A 21,337-nucleotide genomic window follows, 5' to 3' on the forward strand; every position below is an offset into this window, starting at 1 on the left:
CTCGGACGGTCGCCTTTCAGTGAGGAGAGTGACCATCTGCGACGTCTCGACGCAGGGACAGGTGTCAGGGCATCACGAGGACGGCCTTGACGGCCTTACCGGACTGCGTGTCGGCGATCGCCTGCTCGATGTCGGCGAACGCGTATTTGGTGATGAGCTCGTCGAACGGGAAGCGGCCCGCGGCGTGGAGGGCGAGCATCTCGGGGATGAAGGTCTGCGGAACGGCGTCGCCCTCGATGGCGCCGATGTAGCTCTTGCCCGCACCCGAGATCGAGCCGAGCGGGATCGTGACACCCGGCTTCGGAACGCCGACGAGGGCGATCTTCGCGCCGAAGGCGGTCGCGGCGGCGAGCATCTCGACGACGGTCGGTACCGCGGTCGTGTCGACGGCGTAGTCCGCGCCGATGCCGCCGGTGATCTCGTGGATGCGGGCGACCGCGTCCTCGTCCTTGCTGTTGACCGTGTGGGTCGCGCCGAGCTTCTCTGCGAAGGCGAGACGCTCGGGCAGGATGTCGACCGCGATGATCGTGGTCGCGCCGGCGACCTTCGCGCCCATGATGGCCGAGAGGCCCACGGCACCCGTCCCGCTGACGATGATCGAGGCGCCGGCGGGGACGTCGAGCGAGTTCAGGACTGTGCCCGCACCGGTCTGGACGCCGCAGCCGAGGGGGCCGGCGATCTCGACGTCGGCGTCCTCGGGCAGCTTGACGGCGTTGCGAGCCTCGACGATGAGGTGGCTCGCGAAGGACGACTGTCCGAAGAACGAGCCGTGGACGGCCGAGCCGTCGGCTGCGGTGATCGTCGACGACCCGTCCTCGCGCGCACCGGCGAAGTTGAGGGCCATGAAGTTGCGGCAGTAGGCCTCCTGGCCGCTCACGCACTTGGCGCAGTGGCCGCACGAGGCGAAGGAGACGGCCACCTTGTCGCCGACGGCGTAACCGGTGACGGCGTCGCCGACCTGCTCGACGATCCCGGCGCCCTCGTGCCCGAGGACGTAGGGGAAGGGAGCGGGGATGTCGCCGTGCTGGACCGCGAGGTCGGTGTGGCAGAGGCCGGTTGCGGCGACCTTGACGAGCATCTCGCTCGGGCGGATGTCGTCGAGGGTGACGTCCTCGAAGGTGAACGGAGCGTCCTGGTCGTGGAGGACGGCGGCGTGGGCGGTCGTGGTCATGGGTGATGGTCCTTTCGATACGCGCCCGTGCGGCGATGTGGCCGTAGGGATGCCTCCAGCCTATGCACGTGAATCCATCCCGGGGCCGCGGGTTGACGCGCATCCGATGGCGTGGCAATGCGGCATCCCATAACGCTTAGAGAATCTGGGCACCACCCCTTCCGGCCGGGCGTGCGGAGTTCGTAGCGTGGACTCCATGGCGCGTGACGACGATCGACCCGAAGATCTCTACACCGGACCCATCGACCTCGCTGCGCTCGCCGCAGCCGAGGACGGGGACCTCGAGATGCCCGAGATCAGCTACGACGAGCAGCGCTACCCGGCACGTCCGCGGCGTCTGCGCCCGCGCGACAACCTGCGCGGCAGCAGCGTGCGGCGCATCCGCACCGACCCGCGCACCGCGAACGGTACGAACCCGTCGTACGTCGAGTGGCTGGTGCGGCAGTCGATGTTGAAGGATGCCGACGTGCTCGCCCGTCAGCTGTCGGGCCAGCCGACGATGTGGCGGAACGCGTACGCGCGTCCCGATGCGCGTCGCGCCATCGCGACCAGCGACGTGTGGTTCACCGCGTACCCGATCTCGCTCATCACGCGGCCGGGGCAGTCGTTCCTCTCAGCCCTCGGCGACGAGGAGCTGTGGTCGGTGTTCGAGCGCATCGGCATCACTGCCGTCCACACCGGCCCCGTCAAGCGGGCCGGCGGCATCGAAGGGTGGGGCGAGACGCCCAGCGTCGACGGTCACTTCGACCGCATCAGCACCGCGATCGATGCGACCTTCGGCACGGAGGACGAGTTCCGCGCCCTGTGCGACGTCGCCGATTCGCACGGCGGCAGCATCATCGACGACATCGTGCCCGGCCACACCGGCAAGGGAGCGGACTTCCGCCTCGCCGAGATGGGCTTCAAGGACTACCCCGGGATCTACCACATGGTGGCGATCCCGCCCGAGGACTGGCACCTGCTGCCCGACGTCCCCGAGGGCTACGACAGTGTCAACCTCGACCCGGCGACCGAGCACACCCTCGCTGAGCACGGCTACATCATCGGCGCCCTGCAGCGCGTCATCTTCTACACGCCGGGCGTGAAGGAGACGAACTGGAGCGCGACGGCGCCGTCGATCGGCCCCGACGGCGTGACCCGCCGCTGGGTGTACCTGCACTACTTCAAGCAGGGCCAGCCCTCGATCAACTGGCTCGACCCGACGTTCGCGGGCATGCGCCTCGTCATCGGCGACGCGCTGCACTCGCTCGGCGAGCTCGGCACGAGCGCGCTGCGCCTCGACGCGAACGGCTTCCTCGGGGTGGAGAAGAGCGCCGAGGGCCTGCCGGCGTGGTCGGAGGGGCATCCGCTCTCGCACGCGGCCAACCACATCATCGCCGGGATGGTGCGCAAGGTCGGTGGGTTCACGTTCCAGGAGCTGAACCTCACGATGGAGGACATCCGCGACACCGGTGCCGTCGGCGCCGACCTGTCGTACGACTTCATCGGGCGCCCCGGCTACCACCACGCCCTCGCCACCGGACAGACCGAGTTCCTGCGTCTCGCGCTCACGTCGTCGCTCGCGCTCGGGGTCGCGCCGGTACAGCTCGTGCACGGTCTGCAGAACCACGACGAGCTCACCTACGAGCTCGTCCACTGGGCGACCCGGCACGCCGACGAGGAGTACGGCTTCCGCGGTGACACCATCACGGGTGCTGAGCTCGCCGAGGTCGTCCGCGCGGAGCTGACCGAGAAGCTGGTGGATGCCGGTGACTACAACCGCGTCTTCACGCAGAACGGCATCGCCTGCACGACGACGTCGCTCATCGCGGCGACCCGCGGCATCCCGACCCTCGACGACATCACCGACGCCGAGATCCCGACGATCCGCGACGCGCACCTGCTGCTGTGCGCCTACAACGCCTGGCAGCCTGGGGTGTTCGCCCTCTCGGGGTGGGACCTCGTCGGCATGCTGACGCTCCCCGGCGACGAGGTGGCCGACCTCATCCGCGTCGGCGACACGCGCTGGATCGAGCGCGGCGCGCACGACCTGCTCGACGTCGACCCCGCCGCCACGCGCTCGATCTCGGGCATGCCGCGCGGCCGCGCCCTGTACGGCCCGCTCCCCGCCCAGCTCGACGACCCCGAGTCGTTCGCCTCGAGGCTGTCGGCGATCCTCGACCTCCGCCGCGAGTACGGGATCGCGACGGCGTCGGCGGTCGACATCCCCGAGGTCGCCCATGCGGGCATGCTCGTGCTCGTCCACCGCCTCGACGAGGGGATGCCGGAGGCCGACGCGCCGCTCCAGGTCACCGTCCTGAACTTCTCGGCCGAGCCGATCGAGGGCACGGTGCGCTCCGAGCACCTCACCCCGCAGAGCGACGTCCTCGACGCCGCTCAGGGCGAGGTCGTCGGCCGCGTCGACGACCTGCAGAGCTTCTCGGTGTCGCTGCCGGCCTACGGTGCGCGATTCCTCGTCCTGCAGCCGCAGGCCGAGGAGGACTGATCGGGGCGAGCGCAAGCCCCCCGGTGATGTCGGGTGCCGCGCGTACGGTCCTGGCATGACCGATCAGAGCAACGTCCCCGAGAACGATTCCGCACCCGACACCGATGCGCCCGAGATGCTGGGCGGCCCGAGCGGCGACACGGCGGTGAAGGACCCGGAGCAGTGGGTCACCGGCGATGAGCCGATGACGGGAGCGCAGCGCAGCTACCTCGACACGTTGGCCCGAGAGGCCGGCGAGGAGATCCCCGCGAACATCACGAAGGCCGAGGCGTCCGAGCACATCGACCGCCTGCAGCAGGCGACGGGTCGGGGCGCCTCGAACTGACCGCGCAGACGCCGCGCTCGCCCGATCAGGCGAGGGCGGCGTCGATGCCGGCGAGCGGCACCGGCAGCCAGTCCGGACGGTTCCGCGCCTCGTAGATCGACTCGTAGACGGCCTTGTCGAGGACGAGGGCTCGCAGCAGGGCAGGATCCAGGTCGATCGCACCGGGAGCCGTCGCGTAGGCGTCGAAGAAAGCCGCCCGGCATGCCGCCGCCCAGGCCGCGGCATCCGGTCCCGCTCCCACGGCGCCCGCGTAGTCGAACGAGCGCAGCATGCCGGCCACGTCGCGCGGCGGCAGGTCGGGGATCGCGCGCTCGGCCATCGGCCGGAGCGGCTCGCCCTCGAAATCGACGATGCGCCAGCCGCCGTTCGGCACGGCGAGCACCTGACCGAGGTGCAGATCGCCATGGATCCGCTGCAGCCGCGGCCACGGGCGCTCGAGGGCCTCCGCGTACACGGCGTCGATCGCGGCGAGCCGGTCGGCGACGGCGGGGACCTCCGCCGAGGCGATCGCCAGTCGGCGGCGCCACGCGCGCCCCACGGCCTCGGCCTGGTCGGGTGTGGCATCGGCTGATTCGAGGGCGTCGCCGAGGGCCCCGTGCACGCCCGCGACCGCGATCCCGAGGTCGCGCGCCGCGTCGGTGAAGTCGCGTCCTTCGCGGGCGGCATCGAGCGCGATCGCCCAGCCGTCGCGGACACCGGGCAGGAACTCCTGCGCGAACCCGAGCGTCCCCTGCGCGGTGCCGGACTCGCGGCCGACGTCGGGCCACTCGGCATCCGCACTGCCGTAGAACGTCGGCACGTACGGGGACCCCGCGTCGCTGAGGACGCGCTGGACGGTCACGTCGGGGTTCTCGCCGTGGTGGAGCGTCCGGAAGAGCTTGAGGATGATCGTCGGCGACCCGTCGACGTCGTAGACGATCGAGGTGTTCGACTGCTCGCCGGTCAGCACGCGCGACCCGGTGACACGGCTCGTGTCGACGCCCATCTCAGCCAGGAGGCCGACCGTGAACCCGGGATGCCGCGTCGCATCGACCAGGGGACGTCCGTCCTCGGTCGTGGTGACGACCTCCTCGGCCTGCGCGTCGGTCGCGTCGGCGAGGGGGACGTTGTAGAGCGTCGGCAGGGCGCCGGCGTCGTCCATGAGCAGGTAACGCGTGGCACCACCGGGCGCCGGTTCCGCGTCGAGGATGCGGAACCGCGGGTCGTGGCTCTTGCCCGCGTACCAGCGCTGTCGCGCCACCCAGGCGCCGAGGTCGTCGTCGAATCGCACACGATCACTGTGACGTGCCGGTACTCGATCGCGGAAGGGGTGGACGGGGATTCGTGCGGACGGTAGGGACGTGCGAATCAGTTCGCGGGCAGGCGCACGGTGAACGCGGTGCGGCCGGGCTCGCTCCGAACATCGATCGCACCGTCGTGGGCGACCACGATCGCCTGCGCGATCGAGAGCCCGAGGCCGGTGCTCCCGGCATCCCGGTTGCGTGACACATCACCGCGGGCGAAACGTTCGAAGAGTCGGTCGCGGATCTCGGGGACGATGCCGGGGCCGTCGTCGACGACCTCGATGACGGCGACGTCGCCCTCTCGCCGGAGCGTGAGGGTGACGGTGGTCGCCGCGGGCGTGTGGGTGCGCGCATTCCGCATCAAGTTGGCGACCACCTGTCGCAGGCGGTTCTCGTCGCCGAGCACGTCGACCGCGTCGTCCTCCTGCAGGTCGAGCAGCCACGTGCGCGAGGGGTCGGACGCATGCGCGTCGCTCACGGCGTCGATCGCGAGCATCGTCAGGTCGACGGGCTCACGCCGCAGCTGCTGGCCTGCGTCGAGGCGCGCGAGGAGCAGCAGGTCCTCGACGAGGTCGGCCATGCGCGTGGACTCCGATGCGATCCGGTCGAACGCGCGCTCCTGCGTGGGCGTCATCGGGGCGTTCTCACCGAGGGAGAGCTGCGCGTACCCGCGGATGGACGCGAGGGGTGTGCGGAGCTCGTGGCTCGCGTCGGCGATGAAGCGCCGCAGCTGGTCCTCGCTGTGCTGCCGGGACGACAACGCCGACTCGATGTGCGCGAGGAGGACGTTGAGCGAATGGCCGACGCGGCCGACCTCGGTCGTGGGGTCGGTGTCGGAGGCGTCCACCCGCTCGGGGATCTCCACCTCTCCGGTGGAGAGGGGGCGTGCGGCGACCCGGTCGGCGACGACGGCGACGCGCTCGAGCGGGCGGAGCGACCGCCGCACGAAGAACGACAGTCCCAGCAGGACGAGGGCGAGGGCGGTGCCCGCGACGCTCACGAGGATGACGGTGAGGGCCGAGGTCGTGGCCGTCACCTCTTCGACGGACATCCCGGCGACGACTTTCTGACCGTTCTGCTCGCGTGCGGCGAGGCGGAACTCGCCGAGCCCGCCGCCGACGTCCACGGTGACGGGCGTCCGCGCCGACAGATCCGCCTGTGTCACCGCGGCGAGCTGCCCGACGTCGAGGGACCGTTCCTCTCCATCGTCGCCGGTGTAGCTCGAGACGACCGTGCCGTCGCCGTCGAACAGGACGAACAGCGAACCGACCCGCGGTGCAGGACCGTCACCCCGGTCGCCGTCCGCCGGATTCGGCGCGGTCTGCATGCCGCTGCCGAGACGGGCCATCTGCAACGACTCGACGACCTGCGCGTCGAGGCGCTCGTACACGAAGGTGCGGAGGGCCAGCGACGTCGCGAGGCCCGTCACGAGCAGGGCGATCGCGACGAGGGCGCCGGTGCCGACGACGAGCGTCCGGCGCAGCGTCCAACGGCGGGCGGTCATTCTGCGGACTTGATCGTGTAGCCGACGCCGCGCACCGTGTGGATGAGGGCTTCGCCGAGACTGTCGATCTTCTTGCGGAGGTACGAGATATAGATCTCGACGACGCTCGATGTCCCGCCGAAGTCGTAGCTCCACACCTGGTCGAGGATCTGCGAGCGGGACAGCACGCGGCGCTGGTTCTGCATGAGGTAGCGCAGCAGGTCGAACTCCTTCGCGGTCAGCTTGATCGGGATGCCGCCCCGCACGACCTCGTACGTCTCCTCATCCAGCGTGAGATCGCCCACGCGCAGTCGCGTCTCGGCCGCTGCGGCCGCCGCGACGTGTCGACGGGCCATCCCGCGCAGCCGTACGACGACCTCCTCGAGGTTGAACGGCTTGGTGAGGTAGTCGTCACCGCCGGCGCTGATGCCGGCGATGCGATCCTCGACGGCGTCCTTCGCGGTCAGGAACAGCACGGGAACGTCGTTGCCTGTACTCCGGAGGCGCCGGAGGACCTCCATACCGTCGATCCCCGGCATCATGATGTCGAGCACGACGAGGTCGGGGGCGAACTCCCGCACCAGGTTCAAGGCTTCCTGCCCGTTTGCCGCTGTGCGTGCGTCCCACCCCTCGTTCTGCAGCGCCATCCGCAGCAGATCGCTCAGGTTCGCTTCGTCGTCGACGACGAGCACGCGGACGGGGGAACCGTCGACGCGGGTGAGGGGCGCGGGACGGGAAGGGTTCATGGTGTCAGCTTTCCTGGTTCGGAGAGGGAATGCGACCGTGCGGCGTCCACGGGGACGCCGCACGGTCGAGGGCGTCAGGAGTTCTCGCCGCCGTCGGACGGGGCGCCGCTCCGGTCGCCGGGCTGACCCATCCCACCGGGTCCGCCCATGCCGCCGCCGCCCATGCCCCCGGCGATGGCTTCGCCGGCGGTCACCTCGACCGACTCTCCCGCCACCGTCACGGTGTAGGTGCCGGCGGCGGCGACCTCGGAGGACGAGAACACGACCGTCTCGAACTGCTTCGCGGCCGTCGCCGAGGCGATGACGGTGCCGTCGGCATCCGTGATCTCGATCTCATCTCCCGCAGACCCGCTGATCGTCGCGGCGATCCACGCCTGCGCCGCGTCGGCGTCGGGCGTCTCGGCCATGCCGGCACTGCCCACGGCGAGCAGGGTGCCCCCGCTGACAGAGAAGCCGCCGTTGCTGTCGAGCGCGCCGTTGCCCTGCATGGTCGGGCCCCAGACGACGATGTCGCCCCCGGTCACGGTGACCGATCCGTTCGAGTCGATGCCGTCACCACCGGCATCCACCGTCAGAGTGCCGCCCGAGATCGTGATCGTCTCGCCCGTGTCGGACATACCGCCGCCCCCGCCGCCGGACGTCGAGCCCGCATCGCCGCTGCCGTTGAGGCCGTCGTCGGATGACGTCACCGCGGTCACGCCGCCACGGATGAGGATGTCGGTGGCCTCGAGTCCTTCGGTGGACTCGGCGATCGTGAGGCTGCCGGCGGCGACGTCCAGGGTGTTCGCGGCGTGCGCGCCGTCGTCCCCCGCGGCGACGGTCGCGGTGCCGCCGGTGATGCCGATCGACCCGTCGGAGTGCAGCCCGTCATCGGTCGCGGTGACGTCGACGGTCCCGCCGCCGATCGCGACCACGACGCCGGCGCTGATCCCCTTGGAGCCGGCATCCGCCGCACCCTGCGCCCGGAGCGTGACCGTCCCGCCGGTGACGACCGCATCGGTCGCCGCCGAGATCCCGTCGTCGCCGCTGGTCGCGGAGACCGTGCCGTCCGAGATCCAGACGTACCCGCGGGTGACGGCCTCGTCGTCGTCGCTCTTGAGTGCGTCGCCGCCGGCCGTGAGATCGAGCGTGCCCCCCGAGATCACGAGCGCGTCCTTTCCGCGGAGCGCGTCGTCGGCGGCAGCCACCGTGATCGTCCCCGACGTGATCGCGAGGTCGTCTGTGCTCGCGATGCCGTCGTTGCCGTTCCCCGTCACGTCGAGCGATCCCGAGCCGGTGAGGGTGAGGTCCGCGTCGGCGTAGATCGCGGCGTTGGCTGCAGCGGCGTCGTCGTACGACGAGGCATCCGACACCGTGTTCTGTGTCCCCTCGGCGAGGGAGATGACGACGTCGTCGGCGGTCGTGACGGAGATCGCTGCCCCCGCGGTGTTCGCGATGTCGACACCGTCGAGGATGAGGACGACCTGCGCGTCGTCGGGGGCGGCGACGACGACCGACCCGTCGAGGTCTCCACTCAGGCGGTACACGCCGGCTGCGCCGATCGTGACCGTGCTGCCCGAGACCTCGACGCCGTCGCCGGAGGCGTCGGCGGTCGAGCCCGAGAGAGTGATCTCGACCGCGTCGTCGGCCGTCCAGTCGTCGTCGGCGACGACGGTCGCCTCGTCGTCCGCGGCGAGCACAGCGGTCACGTCGAGATCGGAGTCGACCGTCACCTGGGCCGCCGTCGAGGTCGCGTCGCCGCTCGACGACGAGGTGTCGCTGCCCGTCGTCGTCAGACCGGTGACGGCGCATCCGGTCAGCAACAGGCCGGCGAGAGCGAGCGGAATGGTGGGAAGGATCAGGCGGCGGCGCATGGCAGCTCCTCGGTGTGGAAGGTGATGGTGGGGGATGAGGCGGCGAAAGGGCCGCGGAGGAGTCGACCCCAGCGGTTGCGGGGGAGGTCGGGGCTGAGCGCGGCGAGCCCCGTGGCGTACTTGCTGACGGAGACCGGACGGTGTCCGGCGCGCCACAGCAGGCGATCGACCGCGGATGCCGACGAGGGCGACTTCGTCTCGAGGATCGCGAGGCCGGGGAGCGTGAATCCGCTTCCGTCGGGGCGATCCCACCGGAGATCGGTGTCGATCGTGGCGCGGGACGACCCGTCGGGGGCGAGGAGCGTCGCACGGGCGTACCGCGTGGTCAGGGTGGCGCCGAGCTCGTCCACGCGACGGGTGTCGACGCCGATCGCCTCGAATGCCGCGGCGACGTCGTCCTGTGCGTCGGGAGTCAGGACCGCTCGGTGGGCGATGTCGTACTCCGACCGCTCCTTGACGGTTGTTCCCCGCGCGCCGCGTGTCTTGATCTCGAGGAACGCGGCGTCCGTGTCGATGTAGGTGCGGGTCCGCAGCTTGAACCGCCGGCGCCGGGGACGGGCCGCCATGTGGAAGCTCAGCAGATCGGGGGTGTCGAAGTAGACCGACTCGTAGGCGAAGCGGCGCGCTCCGCCGATCTCGAGGATCCGGGTGCGATCGTCGACGCGGGCGAGGAGGTCCTCCAGGGCCGGCTGCGGGATCACGTACTTGCGGTCCACCCGGGCGAGCAGGGCCGCCTCGGCGACCATCTCGTCGAGCTCGACCGCCTCGAAACGGGTGAGCGCGTCGGCTGCCGCGGTCATCGTGCGACTCCCGCGGTGAGGCGGACGTCGGCGCTCGCCCGAAAGCGCACGTCGACGAGCGTGGTGTCGTTCACGAAGTCGAGTTCCTGCACGGTGAGCGAGGTGACCTCGCCGCCGACGCGCTCCGCGATCATCGTCCGGAGGGTGGTCTCATCGGACTCGGCGCGGTCGAGGCGGACGATCTGGTGCCGGCTGCGCGAGAGGATGCGCGGGTGGTCGGCTGCCCACAGGACCGCGAGGATCAGGGCGATGAGCGCCGTGACGGGACGGATGTCGGTGGTCGGCAGCCCCGCCATGAGACCCATCGCGAGCGCGGCGAAGTAGTACGCCACTTCGCGCTGCGAGATCTCGGACGACCGCAGTCGGATGATCGACAGCACGCCGAACAGTCCGAGGCCGAGGCCGAGCGCGACTTCCGCCGTCCCCAGCACGCTCGCGACGGCCATGACGCCGACGTTGACGCCCAAGAACGCGACCACGAGGTCGCGGCGCCGGTGGCGTCGGTAGTAGAGCCCGAGGCTGAGGACGAGGGCGGCGGCGATGTCGATCGCGATGAGCAGGATCGAGGGGATGGTCATGGGTTCCTCCGAGGACGTGTGGTGACGATCTCCATCCGAGTCGCCGCACCTTCACCGTTCATAAGAGGCGCATTGACCGCCGATTCGAGCGGTGCGGGCGCCGGAGTGCGGGAGAAGACGACGCGGCGCTGGATCAGGTAGCCGAGGGCGAACAGGGCGGCCTCGGTCGCGATCTTGGCGGGCACGAGTCCGAGCCCGAGCGCGGTGAGGCCGCTCATCCACGCGACGTTCGTGGCGAGGAGCACGGCTGCGAGCGCGGCATAACGACCGGCTTGTCGCAGCAGCGGTCCCCGCGCCTCGCCTCGGAACACCACCCGCCGGTTGACGGCGAAGTTCACGCTCGCGCTCACGACGCGGGCCGCGATGATCGCGGGCACGAGTGCGCCGGTCACGGCGTGGAAGACCAGCAGGAGGACGGCGTCGAGGGCGAACGAGGCCAACGACGATGCGGCGAACAGCACCAGCGGCATCCCGACCCGCAGGGTGTCGATGATCGGGCGGAAGTGACTCGACGCGTTGCCGGCGAGATAGACGGTCTCGATGGGGACCTCGAGGGTCCGCCAGCCGTCCCGTCGACAGCGCAGGAGGATGTTCTGCTCGTACTCGAAACGGTCTCCCCGCTGCGCGCGCAGCCACGGGAGCATGACGGCGGGGATGCCGCGCAGCCCCGTCTGCGTGTCGGAGAGGCTCCAGCCGGCCGACGCCCGGAACGCGGCGCGCGCGGCTCGATTGCCGATCCGGCTGCGGAGGGGGTTGCCGGGGCGATCGACCTCGCGGCATCCGAGGACCATCGCGGGCTCGCCGCCGGCTTCGGCAGCGACGGTCGCCTGACCGACGCGGACGATGTCGCGCGCGGTGTGCTGGCCGTCCGCGTCGGCGGTGACGACCGCGTCGCCTGGGAAGGCCTGCGCGGCATGGTCCAGGCCCGTGCGCAGGGCCGCTCCCTTGCCGCGGTTGCGGACGTGGCCGAGCACGGTCGCGCCGATGGACGCCGCCTCGGCGAAGACGGCGTCGTACGCCGGCCCGCTGCCGTCGTCCACCAGGACGACGGGTGTGCCGGGTGCGGTGGCCGCGAGATCGCGGAGGAGGTCGAGCAGGGCATCGCCGGGCTCGTATGCGGGGATGAGGACGATCACCGGCTCACTCCCCGATGTAGAGGATGTCGCTGGTGCCGCGCTCGCCGCCGTTGGAGGGCTGGTTCACGACGTCGCCGTCGAAGTACATCGTCGACGAGCCGCCCCCGTCGAGGTTGTACGCGGTCTCGGCGCCCAGTCCGGTCATGATGTCGGCGAGCTCGGTCAGGGTGGCGCCGCGGCTGTATCCGTCGGCGCGGCCGTCGACGACGACGAAGACGAGGTGGTTGTCGTCGATGACGCCGACGGCGGTGCGCGGCTGTTCGCCCTGGATGGAGTGGTTGCCGACGTTGGTGTCGATCTCGACGTCCTCGATGCCGTCCACGGTCGCGCCGTCCTCGACGATCGCAGGACCGAAACTGAGGGTGTTCCAGACGCCGTCGGCCAGCAGCTCGTCGGCGCTCGTCGTGGTCTCGTCGTACACCCGGACGGTGCCGTCGGCGTAGAAGGCGAGGCCGGTCCGGGCGGGGGAGTCGCGGTAGACGACGCCGTTGCGGATGACGATCCCCGTGTCGCGGAACCCGTAGTAGTCGCCGTTGATCGCGAACACGGCGTCGTTGTCCTCGGCGATGCCGCTCGTCGTCTCGGTGATGTTCTCGCCGAACTGGTCCTTCGCGAAGGCGGACCGCAGGCGGGTGGCATCCGCGAGGACGACGTCGGCGACGTAGTACGTCAGGGTGTCGTCGCCCGAGCCGGTCACGACCTGCGAGACGGTGACGCTCGTCTCGCCGTCGGAGTAGGTGTCGCCGTCGACGGTCCCGGCGGTGGACGCTGACCCGGTGGTCGGGGTCGCGGTCGAGTTCTCGGCCTCGTAGGCCGAGACGTCCGAGATCTCGACGTGTTCGATGAGGAAGCGGTCTGCGGCCCACGCCGTCGCGCCGCCGACGGCGAGCGCGAGGGCGAGGCCGCCGGAGAGGAGGGCGGTGCGGACTCGGCGGGGTCTGGTGATGTGCGGCATCCCTCAGGGATACGGATGCGGCATCGGGCGGACGTTGACCGATCCTGAGAACGGCATTAACGGTGGCGGCGCCGGCCGACTGCCATGATCGAGCCATGGGGGAGACGATGGTCGCGGAGCGACTCGAGCCGGCGCCGGAGAAGAAGCGACGGGAACCGCGTCGTCGGGCGCTGCTGATCGCCGCGATCGCGGGCGGGGCGATCGCCGTGGTGGTCGCCGGGTGGCAGATCGCCGCATGGACGGCGCTCGGCGCGGTGCGGATCGTCTACGACGCCCGTCCGGTCGCCTGCGAGGGTGCCGAGGTGACGCTCGACCCGCCGGGGGCGTCGGACGAGTTCCTGAGCGACGGCGGTTTCGCGGGGGACGAGACGTTCTACTCGCCCGTCGTGGGGGTCGAGCCCGGGATGACCTGCGGGGTCCGGTTCTTCGTCGTCAACGACGGCTGGAGCGAGGTCGATGCCCGGGCCGTCGCGCTCCCGGGGATGCAGGAGGAGTTCGTCTCCCTCATCCGGCCGACGATGGTGAATCCGAACGGCCAGATGAGGCTCGCCGACACCGACGACGCGGCGGTCTTCGCGATCGAGGGCATGCCCGTGCCCGCCGGGGATCAGCAGTCCTTCACGGTCATCCTCGAGGCGAACGCTGAGGATGCCGCCGGCTACGAACAGTGCTCCGGTTTCATGCCGAGGCCGCCCCGGGTGACCGTCTCGGCGCTCGGCGTGGAGCGCACCGTCGCATCGCCCGAGGATTCCGGCATCTGGTACTCCGACGGCGCGCGCAGCGACTGCGACTGAGGCCGCCGCGAGAGACGTTCGCGTAGCGTGGAGCGGTGACCGTCGGCATCCAGCTGTCCCCGCTCGCCGAGATCCCGGCGACGACCCTCTACCGGATCCTCTGGTTGCGGGTGAGCGTGTTCGTCGTCGAGCAGGGGGCCGCTTACCCCGAGCTCGACGGCCGCGACATCGAACCCGGCGCGATGCTCGCCTGGGCCGAGGAGGACGGCGAGGTCCTCGGAACGCTGCGCCTGCTCGACGAGGCGCGCCGGTGGCGGATCGGCCGCGTCGTCACGAGCGCAGCTGCCCGCGGACGCGGCGTCGGTGCCGACCTCATGCGGCGAGCGATCGACCACGCCCTCGCGCAGGATGCGTCCCGCCCCTTCGTCCTCGACGCGCAGGAGCACCTGGCCGAGTGGTACGGCCGGTTCGGCTTTGTGGTGAGCGGCCCGTCGTTCGTGGAGGACCGGATCCCCCACGTGCCGATGACGCGCACCCCATAGGCAGGGCCGTCGGCCGGGCGTAGTCTCGCGCCGTGCGCCCCCTTCGCTTCTCGACGAACGTGACCCTGGACGGTTGCATCGACCACCGCGCCGGGAATCCCGACGCCCACACCCACGCGCACGCCGCGCAGCAGATCGCGCGGGCCGACGCCCTCGTGCTGGGTCGGGTCGTCTACCGGATGATGGAGGAGGCCTGGCGGCCACCCGCGTCCGAGGGGAGACCGGACTGGATGCAACCGTTCGCCCGGACCATCGACGCAGCGAAGAAGTACGTGGTGTCGTCGACGCTGCCGTCCGTCGACTGGAACGCCGAGCTCCTGGCGGGCGACCTGCGCACCGAGGTCGAGCGTCTCAAAGCGATTCCCGGGAAGGGGCTGTACACGGCGGGTGCGACGCTCGCGACGACCCTCGCCGGGTGGGGTCTCATCGACGAATACACCTTCGTCGTCCACCCTCGGATCGCCGGTCACGGTCCGCGCCTCTTCGAGGGCGTGGCGGAGCCCCTCGATCTGGAGCTGGTCGATCGTCTCGCCTTTGATTCGGGCGTAGTGGCGGAGACCTACGTGCCGCGCCACTGACCCAGCCTGAGCCCCATCACCTGTCGACCGTCGCCCTAGGGGCCGAGGCTCCGGCATCCGCGCGGCGCCAGCCGGCGGCATCCCTCACCACCGCCCCGCCCCGCTCGAACGCCTCGAGCCAGCCGGTCATCGGCCACTCGCCCCACCGGCGGTGGAACAGGGCGCCGTTGCGGAGGATGTCGTCGACGTGCTGCCACGGCGGCGAGGTCGTCGGGTGGTACTGGTGGTACGCGTGCGCGCCGCCCGTCCAGACGAGCGGGATGCCGCGCGATCGCATCCGGAACGCGAAGTCGGTGTCCTCGCCCCCGTATCCCTCGTACTCTTCGTCGAACCCGCCGACCCGACGCCACGTGTCCGGCGTCAGCGCGAACGAGAGCGACCAGAACAGCGCGTACTCCTCGGGCACCGCCGCGCGTTCCGCGTCGTCCGCGGGCATCGGCCGTGCCGCATGGGGAGAGGTGAAGGCGACGAGGTCGGCGGGGTCGGATGCCGCGACCCCCTCGGCGAGGTAGGTCACCGGTCCGCACAGCACAGCGCCCGCGTGGCGCGCGGCGGCATCCCGGTATCGGCGCAGCAGGTCGGGACCGGGGATGCAGTCCGCGTCGAGGAAGACGAGCAGGTCGGCGTCGCCGGCGGCGAGCGCCCCCGCGTTCCGGCCAGCGGCCAGCCGCAGCCCGTCCCGGCCGGGCGGCACCCGGACGATCACCTCGGCGTCGAGCTCGGGCGGTGCGTCGTCGCCGATCCAGACGACGACACGGCGGGCGCCGGGCGCCCCTTCGAGCGCCCGCAGCTGTGCGCGCAGGTGGTCGACGCGTCCCGCGGAGCACAGGCTCACCACCGCGACGCTCATCGCCGGCCTCGCACCGTGTCGCTGATCGCGGCTGCGGCGCGCTGGGGTGCGCCGGCGACCTCCCAGCGCTCCCACTTCGGGCGCGCCGTCGAGGCCCGGTCGATCAGCTCCGGCCACTGCGCGATCGTCGGCCACTCGTCGGCGACCTGTGCCAGGCCCGCGCGGCGCAGCGCCCGACCGGTCTCGCGCTGCTCCTCGAACGGTCGCTCCTGGGGAACGACGATCGCCGGCGCGTGTGCCGCAGCGAGGTCGGCGACCGCGTTCTGACCGGCCCACGAGACGACGACCGCCGCCGAGACGAGGGCCTCCCACGGGTCCTCCGCCCAGGCGCCGCCCTCGCCGAGCACCCGCCACCGCCGGCCGGTCGCCTTCTCGGCATCCCGGATCGCCGCCGGTCCCACGGCCGACCCGCCCGACCCGGCCAACAGGACGACCTCGTCGGTGCGGGTTCCGCCGGCCCCCCGTGCGGCGAAGCGGCTGATGCCACCCGTGTGCACGACCTTCTCGCCGAGCTCCTCGAGGTGCGGCGGAGACAGGATGCCGCGGGCCCAGGGCGCCAGGACAGTGTCTGCGGCCGCGAAGCCGAGCATGTGGGGGCGATCGACGCGGTGGCCGGGCTGGGTCACCACGACGGTGCGCAGGCCCAACAGGCGGGCGAGCAGGGTCACCTCGACAGACGTGTCGACCACCATGCCGTCCCATCGGCGTTCGGCCGCTGCAGCGGCGATGACGGAAAGGCGGCTGCGGTGGCCGACGTGCCCGACGGGTGCCCAGTGCAACATCCCGCCGACGGTCGGATCGACCGGTCGGCCGCCGTCGTCATCGCGATCGAGCACCGTCCAGGTCCATCCGGAGGGAAGATCCGCGGGAGCGGGGAGGCTGCTGACGCAGTCGACCTCGGCGTCGAGGTGCGGGGCGATCGCGAGGAGCCGAGTGAGGTGACCGCGCCCGTGATGGTGGACGTACCACCCGAGCCGGGGGATCACGCGGCGCTCTCCGTCGCGAGCAGTCGAGCGAAGCTCGCTTCGAGGGCATCGATGCGGATGTCCAGCGAGAAGCGGCGCTCGGCGGTTTCGCGGACGACGGCGCGGAACGCGACATCCTTCCCGCTCGGCAGCATCGCCGCGGCGCGCTCGGTCATCGCGTCGACGTCGTCCGCAGCGACCAGCTGCATGCCCATCGTCGCGGCGGCGATCTCGGGCACACCGCCGACAGCGAAGCCGACGACGGGTGTCCCGCACATGAGAGCCTCGGGGCCGACGAGCCCGAACGGCTCGGCCCACGCCGGTGTCGCGAGGGCGAGTCCGCTGCGACCCACGAGGTTCGCCAGCGGCTCAGGGGCGAGTTCGCCCGCATACTCGACACCGCCGCCCAGCCGGGGGAACATCACGTCGCGGGCGTACTCCTCGTCGCCGATCCGCCCCGCGATCACGAGGCGCCGACCGAGACGCCGGGCCACCTCGACGGCGACGTGGGGTGCCTTCTCGGGGACGATCCGCCCGAACCAGACGAGGTCGTCACCGCCGGGCCCGAGAGCCCACGCCCGGGGGTCGACGCCGTTCGGCAGAAGCGTCGAGGGGACACCGGCGGCATCCCACTGCACCTTCGTGTGCGTGCTGACCGAGAGGAACTGCGACCCGTCGCCCGCCGCGGCGACGTGCGCCTCGACGGCGTCGAGGTCGACGGGCGTGTGGAGGGTCGTCACCATCGGGATCCCGAGCTGCGCGGCCCGTTGCAGCGGAAGGGAGTCGAGGCAGTGGTTCGAGACGACGTCGTAGCGCTCCGGGTGCGCCGCGACCGCGTCGAGGGCGAGGCCGAGGGCCGGCAGGCTCACGCGGCGGTAGCTCGAGGGCCAGGTCGTATCGGTCGGTCGAGCGCCCTCGGGCCACACCACCGGCGGCAGGCGGAACTCGCGCGCGTCGGGCAGGAAGTCCGACCCCTCCGGCGCGATGAAGGTCACCTCGTGGCCGCGACGACGGAGAGCGTCGACCTCGGCCCAGACGGCGGATTCGAGGCCGCCGGCGTGCGGGCGACGGATCGGGAACCGCAGCGGGGCGATCACGACGATGCGGAGCGGGCGGGCGCTCACGCGGTACGGCCTTCGAGCGGGTGCGTGCCGTCGAGCAGGCGCCGGTAGAGCTCGGCGTGATGCTCGGCGATCGCGGCATCCATCACAGACCGCACTCGGCGTCGCTGCTCGACGAGCGCGTCGCGCGCGGGACTCGCGGGGCGCGACGCGGGCGCACTCCACAGCGTCCCGAGCGCGGTGGCGAGCTCGGCCGGATCCGTCCGTGAGAACGAGGCGACCGTACCGTCGTCGTGCTGCTCGGCGAAGAACCCCACCCGCGGGGCCGCGACCGGGACGCCCAGATCCCAGCACAGCTCGAGCCACCCCGAGTGCGTTCCGTGCCGGTACGGCAGGACGCACCCGTCGAGCCGCGCGAGCGCGGCGAAGAGCTCATCGTCCTCGAGGCGCTCGTGCTCGACGAGGTCGAGGGCATCGGATGCCGCGCACAGCTCGCGGACCTCGGCGGCGGCATCCGCGTCGCGCACCCGGTGGTGCAGGCGCACCTCGCCGCGGACGTCATGGCCCGCATCGCGCAGTGCCCGGAGCGCTGCGCCCAGGACTCGGACGGTGCCCGGCCCGTCCACACCCGGACGCAGGTCCTTCAGGTGCACGCCGACGACGCGTCCCGAGCCGACGGCCGGTTCTATCGCGGCCGACCGGGGGAGCACCGACGGGTGCGGGATGACGGTGGCACGACGCCCCCAGCGCTCCCGCACCGTGCGGGCGGCGCCCACCGTCAGCGTCGTGACGGCGTCCGCGCCGACCATCAGCTCGTCGAGCTGAGCGAGATATGCGGAGCTGTCGCCGAGCTGGGGGTGCTCGAGGTCGTGGAGCGTGAAGACGACCGGCCAGCCGACGGCGTGGGCGGCGTCCAGGCATGCGGTGAGGTGCCCGGGTGGGAACGACTCCGTGCCGAAGTGGATGTGGAGGAGCGACGCCTCGTCCGCGTACGCGCCGATCCACGCCGGGTCGAGAGCCGCCGGTGGCCACCAGACGGCAGGATCCGTCCCCGGAGCGACGGGATCGGCGAGCACGGTGACCCGGGGATCGGCTGTCGCACGCTGCACGTACGGATGCCCCGCCGGGATCGACACGATCGTGATCGAGGCGGCAGACTCCGCATCCGTCCTCGTGCCGATGCGCATGGTCGTGTCCACAGATCTCCTTCTGACGCCGTCGCGCCGACCAGGGGTGTGGGTGCGTCTTGACGCCCCGACCGTACGCAACGAATCGTCCCAGGCGAGGGGGCTTGACCCCGTGCTCACCGCCGGATATCCATGCGAGGTGATCTCTGCTCCTCCGCTCCTGCTCGTCCTCGGTCCCGAAGGGCACGGCGTCACCCGTTACGGCCGGGATGTCGCCGACGCGGTCCTCGCCCGCGACGCCGGTGCGAGGGTGGTGCAGGTCGCAGACGTCGCGGCCGGCGATCGGGTGCTCGCCGAGGTGGATGCCGGTGCACCCGTCCACCTCCACGCGACGGATCGGCTCTTCGGCACCACGCCCGAGGACGCCGCCGAGGTCGTCGAGCGCTGGGCGCGGCTCAGCCGCCTATCGCTGACGCTGCACGACGTGCCGCAGCCCTCCGACGGCACCATGTTCGAGCGTCGCCGCACCGCATACGCCCGCATGATCGCCGCCGCCGAGCGGGTCGCCGTCAACAGTCGCCACGAGCAGCTGCTCATGGCGGAATTCCTTCCCGGCACTGCTCCGGCCCACGCCGTCGCCCTGGGTACGCGAACGGACGTTGCGCGCGTCTCGTCGGTCGGCGCCGACCGCGACCTCCGCGTCCTCATCGCCGGTTTCGTCTACCCCGGCAAGGGGCACCGGGCTGCGGTGGTCGCCGCCGCACGCGCCGCCGAGACCCTGAGGTCCCGCGGTGAGGACGTGGGCGAGGTCGCCGTCCGCGCGATCGGCGCCCCCTCGCGCGGCCACGAGGACGACGTCCTCCGGCTCCGCGACGAAGCGGCCCGCCTCGGCGTCGCATTCGAGGTGACCGGGTTCCTGGACGACGCCGCGTTCGGTCGCGAACTGGTCGCCCCCGGCATTCCCCTCGCCGCGCATGAACACGTGTCGGCGTCCCGGTCGATGCTCGACTGGGTCGAGGCCGGTCGCCGCCCGCTCGTCGTCGACTCCCGCTACGCCGCCGAGATGGACGAGCTGCGGCCCGGGACCATCGCGCGCTACACCGCCGATGAGCTCGCGCCGCGGCTCGCCGACGCGTGGCTCGATCCGGCCTCCACCCGACTGGCCGCCGAGGCGTCGCTCGCCCCGACGCTCGACGACGTCGCGACGTCCTACCTCGCCTGGTGGGCGAGCGCGTGACGCCGCGGGGGATCGCCCTGCCCGGCAACCGCTGGGACCTTCTGGACGGACGTCGACCGGATGCCGCGCCCACCGTCTCGGTCGTCGTGGCGCACTACGAGCAGCCCGAGCAGCTCGCACGCTGCGTCGCCGCTCTCGGCGGCCAGGACCACCCCCGCGACCGTCTGGAGGTGATCGTCGCCGACGACGGCTCCACCGAACCGCCCCGGGTGCCGGAGGGCGTCCGCCTGGTGCGTCAGGCCGACGAGGGCTTCCGCCTTGCTGCCGCCCGGAACCTGGGGGCGGCCCACGCGACCGGTGACGTCCTGGTCTTCCTCGACGCCGACACGGTCCCCGAACCCGGTTTCATCCGGGAGCTGACACGGATGCCGGGGCTCGCCCCAGACGTGGTCGTCGTCGGCAGGCGGCGCCACGCCGATCTCACCGGTGCCGCCGTCGTCGCCGACATCCGTCCCGTCGTCGCTGGGCGCGAGCTGCCCGAACCGGCGTGGCTGACCGACGCCTATCGGCGTTCGCGCAACCTGCTCGAGGCGGACGACCGCAGCTATCGGCACACGATCGGCGCCGTCCTCGCGTGCAGCCGCATCATCTTCGACGCGACCGGCGGCTTCGACGAATCCTTCCGCTCCTACGGCGGTGAGGACTGGGAGTGGACCTACCGGGCCTGGCTGAAGGGTGCGCTCCTGGCCCATGTCCCGCAGGCGGTCGCCTGGCACGACGGCCCGGATGCCGGGGCCCGAGACGAGCACGACCGCGCCCGCCGTAACGCCGAGGCCGTCCTCCTCGCCGATCTCATCCCCGTGCCCGGGTCGCGGCCGCACGGTCGGCCGACCGACCGCGTCGACGTCGCAGTGACGGCACCGCCCGGAGCGTCCGAGGGCGCCGCGTTCGTGAGCGTCGACTCGGTCCTCGCGGCCGTCCCGGGGTCGGAGTGGGTGGACGCCGCCGCCCTCGCCGAGGCCCGAGGGCGCCTGGACCGCGTGCGTGTGCACGTCGAGATCGTCCGGCCCGTGCGCGTCGATCGGATTCTCGGCGACCTCGTCGACAGCATCGCCCGAGACGGGCTGGGCGTCGTCACCGTTCGCGCCGACGACGGCACTGTGCTCCTCCGCATCCGATCGTCGCGTGCCGCCGCCCGGGAGGAGAGGTGGGGCCGGGATGACCTGTTCCCCCGCGCGTCGGAGCGCGTCGACGGGGTCCGGCTCCTGGTCGGCGAGCCCGACGTCGCCGCCTACCTCGGCGGGTGGGGCTGAGTCGCCGAGGTCCTTCCGCGTCGCGTGTCGACGGGGTCTTCGGCATCCGTGTGACGGATCGTGTTGTGCCCACGGCCCGGGTCTGGTTTCATATCGACGGGGACACCGGTCGTGCCCGCCTGGGGAGGCGTGCACACCGGCGACGAATGGGATCGTCGCCGGCGCCGGTCTAACG

The 21,337-nt window shown here is 71.7% G+C and carries 20 protein-coding genes; 7 read left to right on the top strand and 13 right to left on the bottom strand.

Translation table 11 applies throughout. The annotated features are described in order from the left end of the window. Positions 1–64 precede the first annotated feature (64 nt). Complete coding sequence (locus Q9S78_RS03470) at positions 65–1,171, bottom strand: NAD(P)-dependent alcohol dehydrogenase (protein WP_311868876.1); 1,107 nt, start codon at positions 1,169–1,171, stop codon at positions 65–67. A 196-nt stretch (positions 1,172–1,367) separates the two neighbouring features. Here Q9S78_RS03470 and treS point away from each other — a divergent pair, with 196 nt between their 5' ends. Continuing rightward, positions 1,368–3,656, top strand: coding sequence for a maltose alpha-D-glucosyltransferase (treS, locus tag Q9S78_RS03475; protein ID WP_311868879.1), 2,289 nt, complete (start codon positions 1,368–1,370; stop codon positions 3,654–3,656). 55 nt (positions 3,657–3,711) lie between these two features. After that, positions 3,712–3,981 (top strand): DUF3072 domain-containing protein, encoded by a 270-nt coding sequence (locus Q9S78_RS03480; protein WP_018185705.1) that lies wholly within the window; start codon positions 3,712–3,714, stop codon positions 3,979–3,981. Positions 3,982–4,006: 25 nt separating this feature from the next. On the opposite strand, the gene Q9S78_RS03485 is transcribed toward Q9S78_RS03480, so the two are convergent. From Q9S78_RS03485 to Q9S78_RS03520, 8 genes are all read right to left on the bottom strand, one after another. Further along, positions 4,007–5,251 (bottom strand): phosphotransferase, encoded by a 1,245-nt coding sequence (locus Q9S78_RS03485; protein ID WP_311868882.1) that lies wholly within the window; start codon positions 5,249–5,251, stop codon positions 4,007–4,009. Positions 5,252–5,328: 77 nt separating this feature from the next. Continuing rightward, positions 5,329–6,768 (bottom strand): sensor histidine kinase, encoded by a 1,440-nt coding sequence (locus Q9S78_RS03490; RefSeq protein WP_311868884.1) that lies wholly within the window; start codon positions 6,766–6,768, stop codon positions 5,329–5,331. After that, the gene (locus Q9S78_RS03495) at positions 6,765–7,493 is read right to left on the bottom strand and encodes a response regulator transcription factor (protein WP_311868886.1); all 729 of its coding nucleotides are present in this window, start codon (positions 7,491–7,493) and stop codon (positions 6,765–6,767) included. Before Q9S78_RS03495 ends, Q9S78_RS03490 begins: the two co-directional genes overlap by 4 nt. Positions 7,494–7,567: 74 nt before the next feature. Further along, on the bottom strand, positions 7,568–9,346 hold the full coding sequence (locus Q9S78_RS03500) for a carbohydrate-binding domain-containing protein (protein WP_311858729.1): 1,779 nt from the start codon (positions 9,344–9,346) through the stop codon (positions 7,568–7,570). Continuing rightward, the gene (locus Q9S78_RS03505) at positions 9,331–10,146 is read right to left on the bottom strand and encodes a polyphosphate polymerase domain-containing protein (protein ID WP_018185700.1); all 816 of its coding nucleotides are present in this window, start codon (positions 10,144–10,146) and stop codon (positions 9,331–9,333) included. The genes Q9S78_RS03500 and Q9S78_RS03505 overlap by 16 nt, the downstream gene beginning before the upstream one ends. Next, positions 10,143–10,724 (bottom strand): DUF4956 domain-containing protein, encoded by a 582-nt coding sequence (locus tag Q9S78_RS03510; protein ID WP_018185699.1) that lies wholly within the window; start codon positions 10,722–10,724, stop codon positions 10,143–10,145. The genes Q9S78_RS03505 and Q9S78_RS03510 overlap by 4 nt, the downstream gene beginning before the upstream one ends. Next, complete coding sequence (locus tag Q9S78_RS03515; RefSeq protein WP_311868888.1) at positions 10,721–11,860, bottom strand: GtrA family protein; 1,140 nt, start codon at positions 11,858–11,860, stop codon at positions 10,721–10,723. The genes Q9S78_RS03510 and Q9S78_RS03515 overlap by 4 nt, the downstream gene beginning before the upstream one ends. A gap of 4 nt (positions 11,861–11,864) precedes the next feature. Then, positions 11,865–12,815 (bottom strand): phosphodiester glycosidase family protein, encoded by a 951-nt coding sequence (locus tag Q9S78_RS03520; RefSeq protein ID WP_311868890.1) that lies wholly within the window; start codon positions 12,813–12,815, stop codon positions 11,865–11,867. Positions 12,816–12,910: 95 nt separating this feature from the next. Here Q9S78_RS03520 and Q9S78_RS03525 point away from each other — a divergent pair, with 95 nt between their 5' ends. The 3 genes from Q9S78_RS03525 to Q9S78_RS03535 are packed head-to-tail and all read left to right on the top strand — an operon-like array spanning position 12,911 to position 14,669. After that, entirely contained in the window at positions 12,911–13,609 is a 699-nt protein-coding gene (locus tag Q9S78_RS03525) for a hypothetical protein (protein ID WP_311868893.1), read from the top strand. Between the two features lie 35 nt (positions 13,610–13,644). After that, positions 13,645–14,091: a GNAT family N-acetyltransferase gene (locus Q9S78_RS03530; RefSeq protein ID WP_311868896.1), complete on the top strand. Its 447-nt coding sequence runs from the start codon at positions 13,645–13,647 to the stop codon at positions 14,089–14,091. Between the two features lie 32 nt (positions 14,092–14,123). Continuing rightward, positions 14,124–14,669: a dihydrofolate reductase family protein gene (locus Q9S78_RS03535; protein ID WP_311858734.1), complete on the top strand. Its 546-nt coding sequence runs from the start codon at positions 14,124–14,126 to the stop codon at positions 14,667–14,669. Between the two features lie 16 nt (positions 14,670–14,685). Here Q9S78_RS03535 and Q9S78_RS03540 read toward each other — a convergent pair whose 3' ends face one another. Genes Q9S78_RS03540 through Q9S78_RS03555 form a run of 4 tightly spaced genes read right to left on the bottom strand, consistent with a single transcriptional unit; the run spans position 14,686 to position 18,744 of the window. Beyond that, complete coding sequence (locus tag Q9S78_RS03540) at positions 14,686–15,519, bottom strand: glycosyltransferase family 2 protein (protein ID WP_020097834.1); 834 nt, start codon at positions 15,517–15,519, stop codon at positions 14,686–14,688. Next, entirely contained in the window at positions 15,516–16,505 is a 990-nt protein-coding gene (locus tag Q9S78_RS03545) for a glycosyltransferase (RefSeq protein ID WP_311868899.1), read from the bottom strand. The genes Q9S78_RS03540 and Q9S78_RS03545 overlap by 4 nt, the downstream gene beginning before the upstream one ends. After that, entirely contained in the window at positions 16,502–17,608 is a 1,107-nt protein-coding gene (locus Q9S78_RS03550) for a glycosyltransferase (RefSeq protein WP_311868901.1), read from the bottom strand. Before Q9S78_RS03550 ends, Q9S78_RS03545 begins: the two co-directional genes overlap by 4 nt. Next, entirely contained in the window at positions 17,605–18,744 is a 1,140-nt protein-coding gene (locus tag Q9S78_RS03555; RefSeq protein ID WP_311868904.1) for a glycosyltransferase family protein, read from the bottom strand. The genes Q9S78_RS03550 and Q9S78_RS03555 overlap by 4 nt, the downstream gene beginning before the upstream one ends. Positions 18,745–18,871: 127 nt before the next feature. Here Q9S78_RS03555 and Q9S78_RS03560 point away from each other — a divergent pair, with 127 nt between their 5' ends. Together Q9S78_RS03560 and Q9S78_RS03565 are read left to right on the top strand one after the other, a co-directional pair. After that, the gene (locus Q9S78_RS03560) at positions 18,872–19,909 is read left to right on the top strand and encodes a hypothetical protein (protein WP_311858739.1); all 1,038 of its coding nucleotides are present in this window, start codon (positions 18,872–18,874) and stop codon (positions 19,907–19,909) included. Next, positions 19,894–21,162: a glycosyltransferase family 2 protein gene (locus Q9S78_RS03565; RefSeq protein ID WP_311868906.1), complete on the top strand. Its 1,269-nt coding sequence runs from the start codon at positions 19,894–19,896 to the stop codon at positions 21,160–21,162. Before Q9S78_RS03560 ends, Q9S78_RS03565 begins: the two co-directional genes overlap by 16 nt. Positions 21,163–21,337: the final 175 nt, after the last annotated feature.

Origin of the sequence: Microbacterium aquilitoris, from assembly GCF_031932285.1 — a bacterium.
Lineage (GTDB): Bacteria > Actinomycetota > Actinomycetes > Actinomycetales > Microbacteriaceae > Microbacterium > Microbacterium aquilitoris.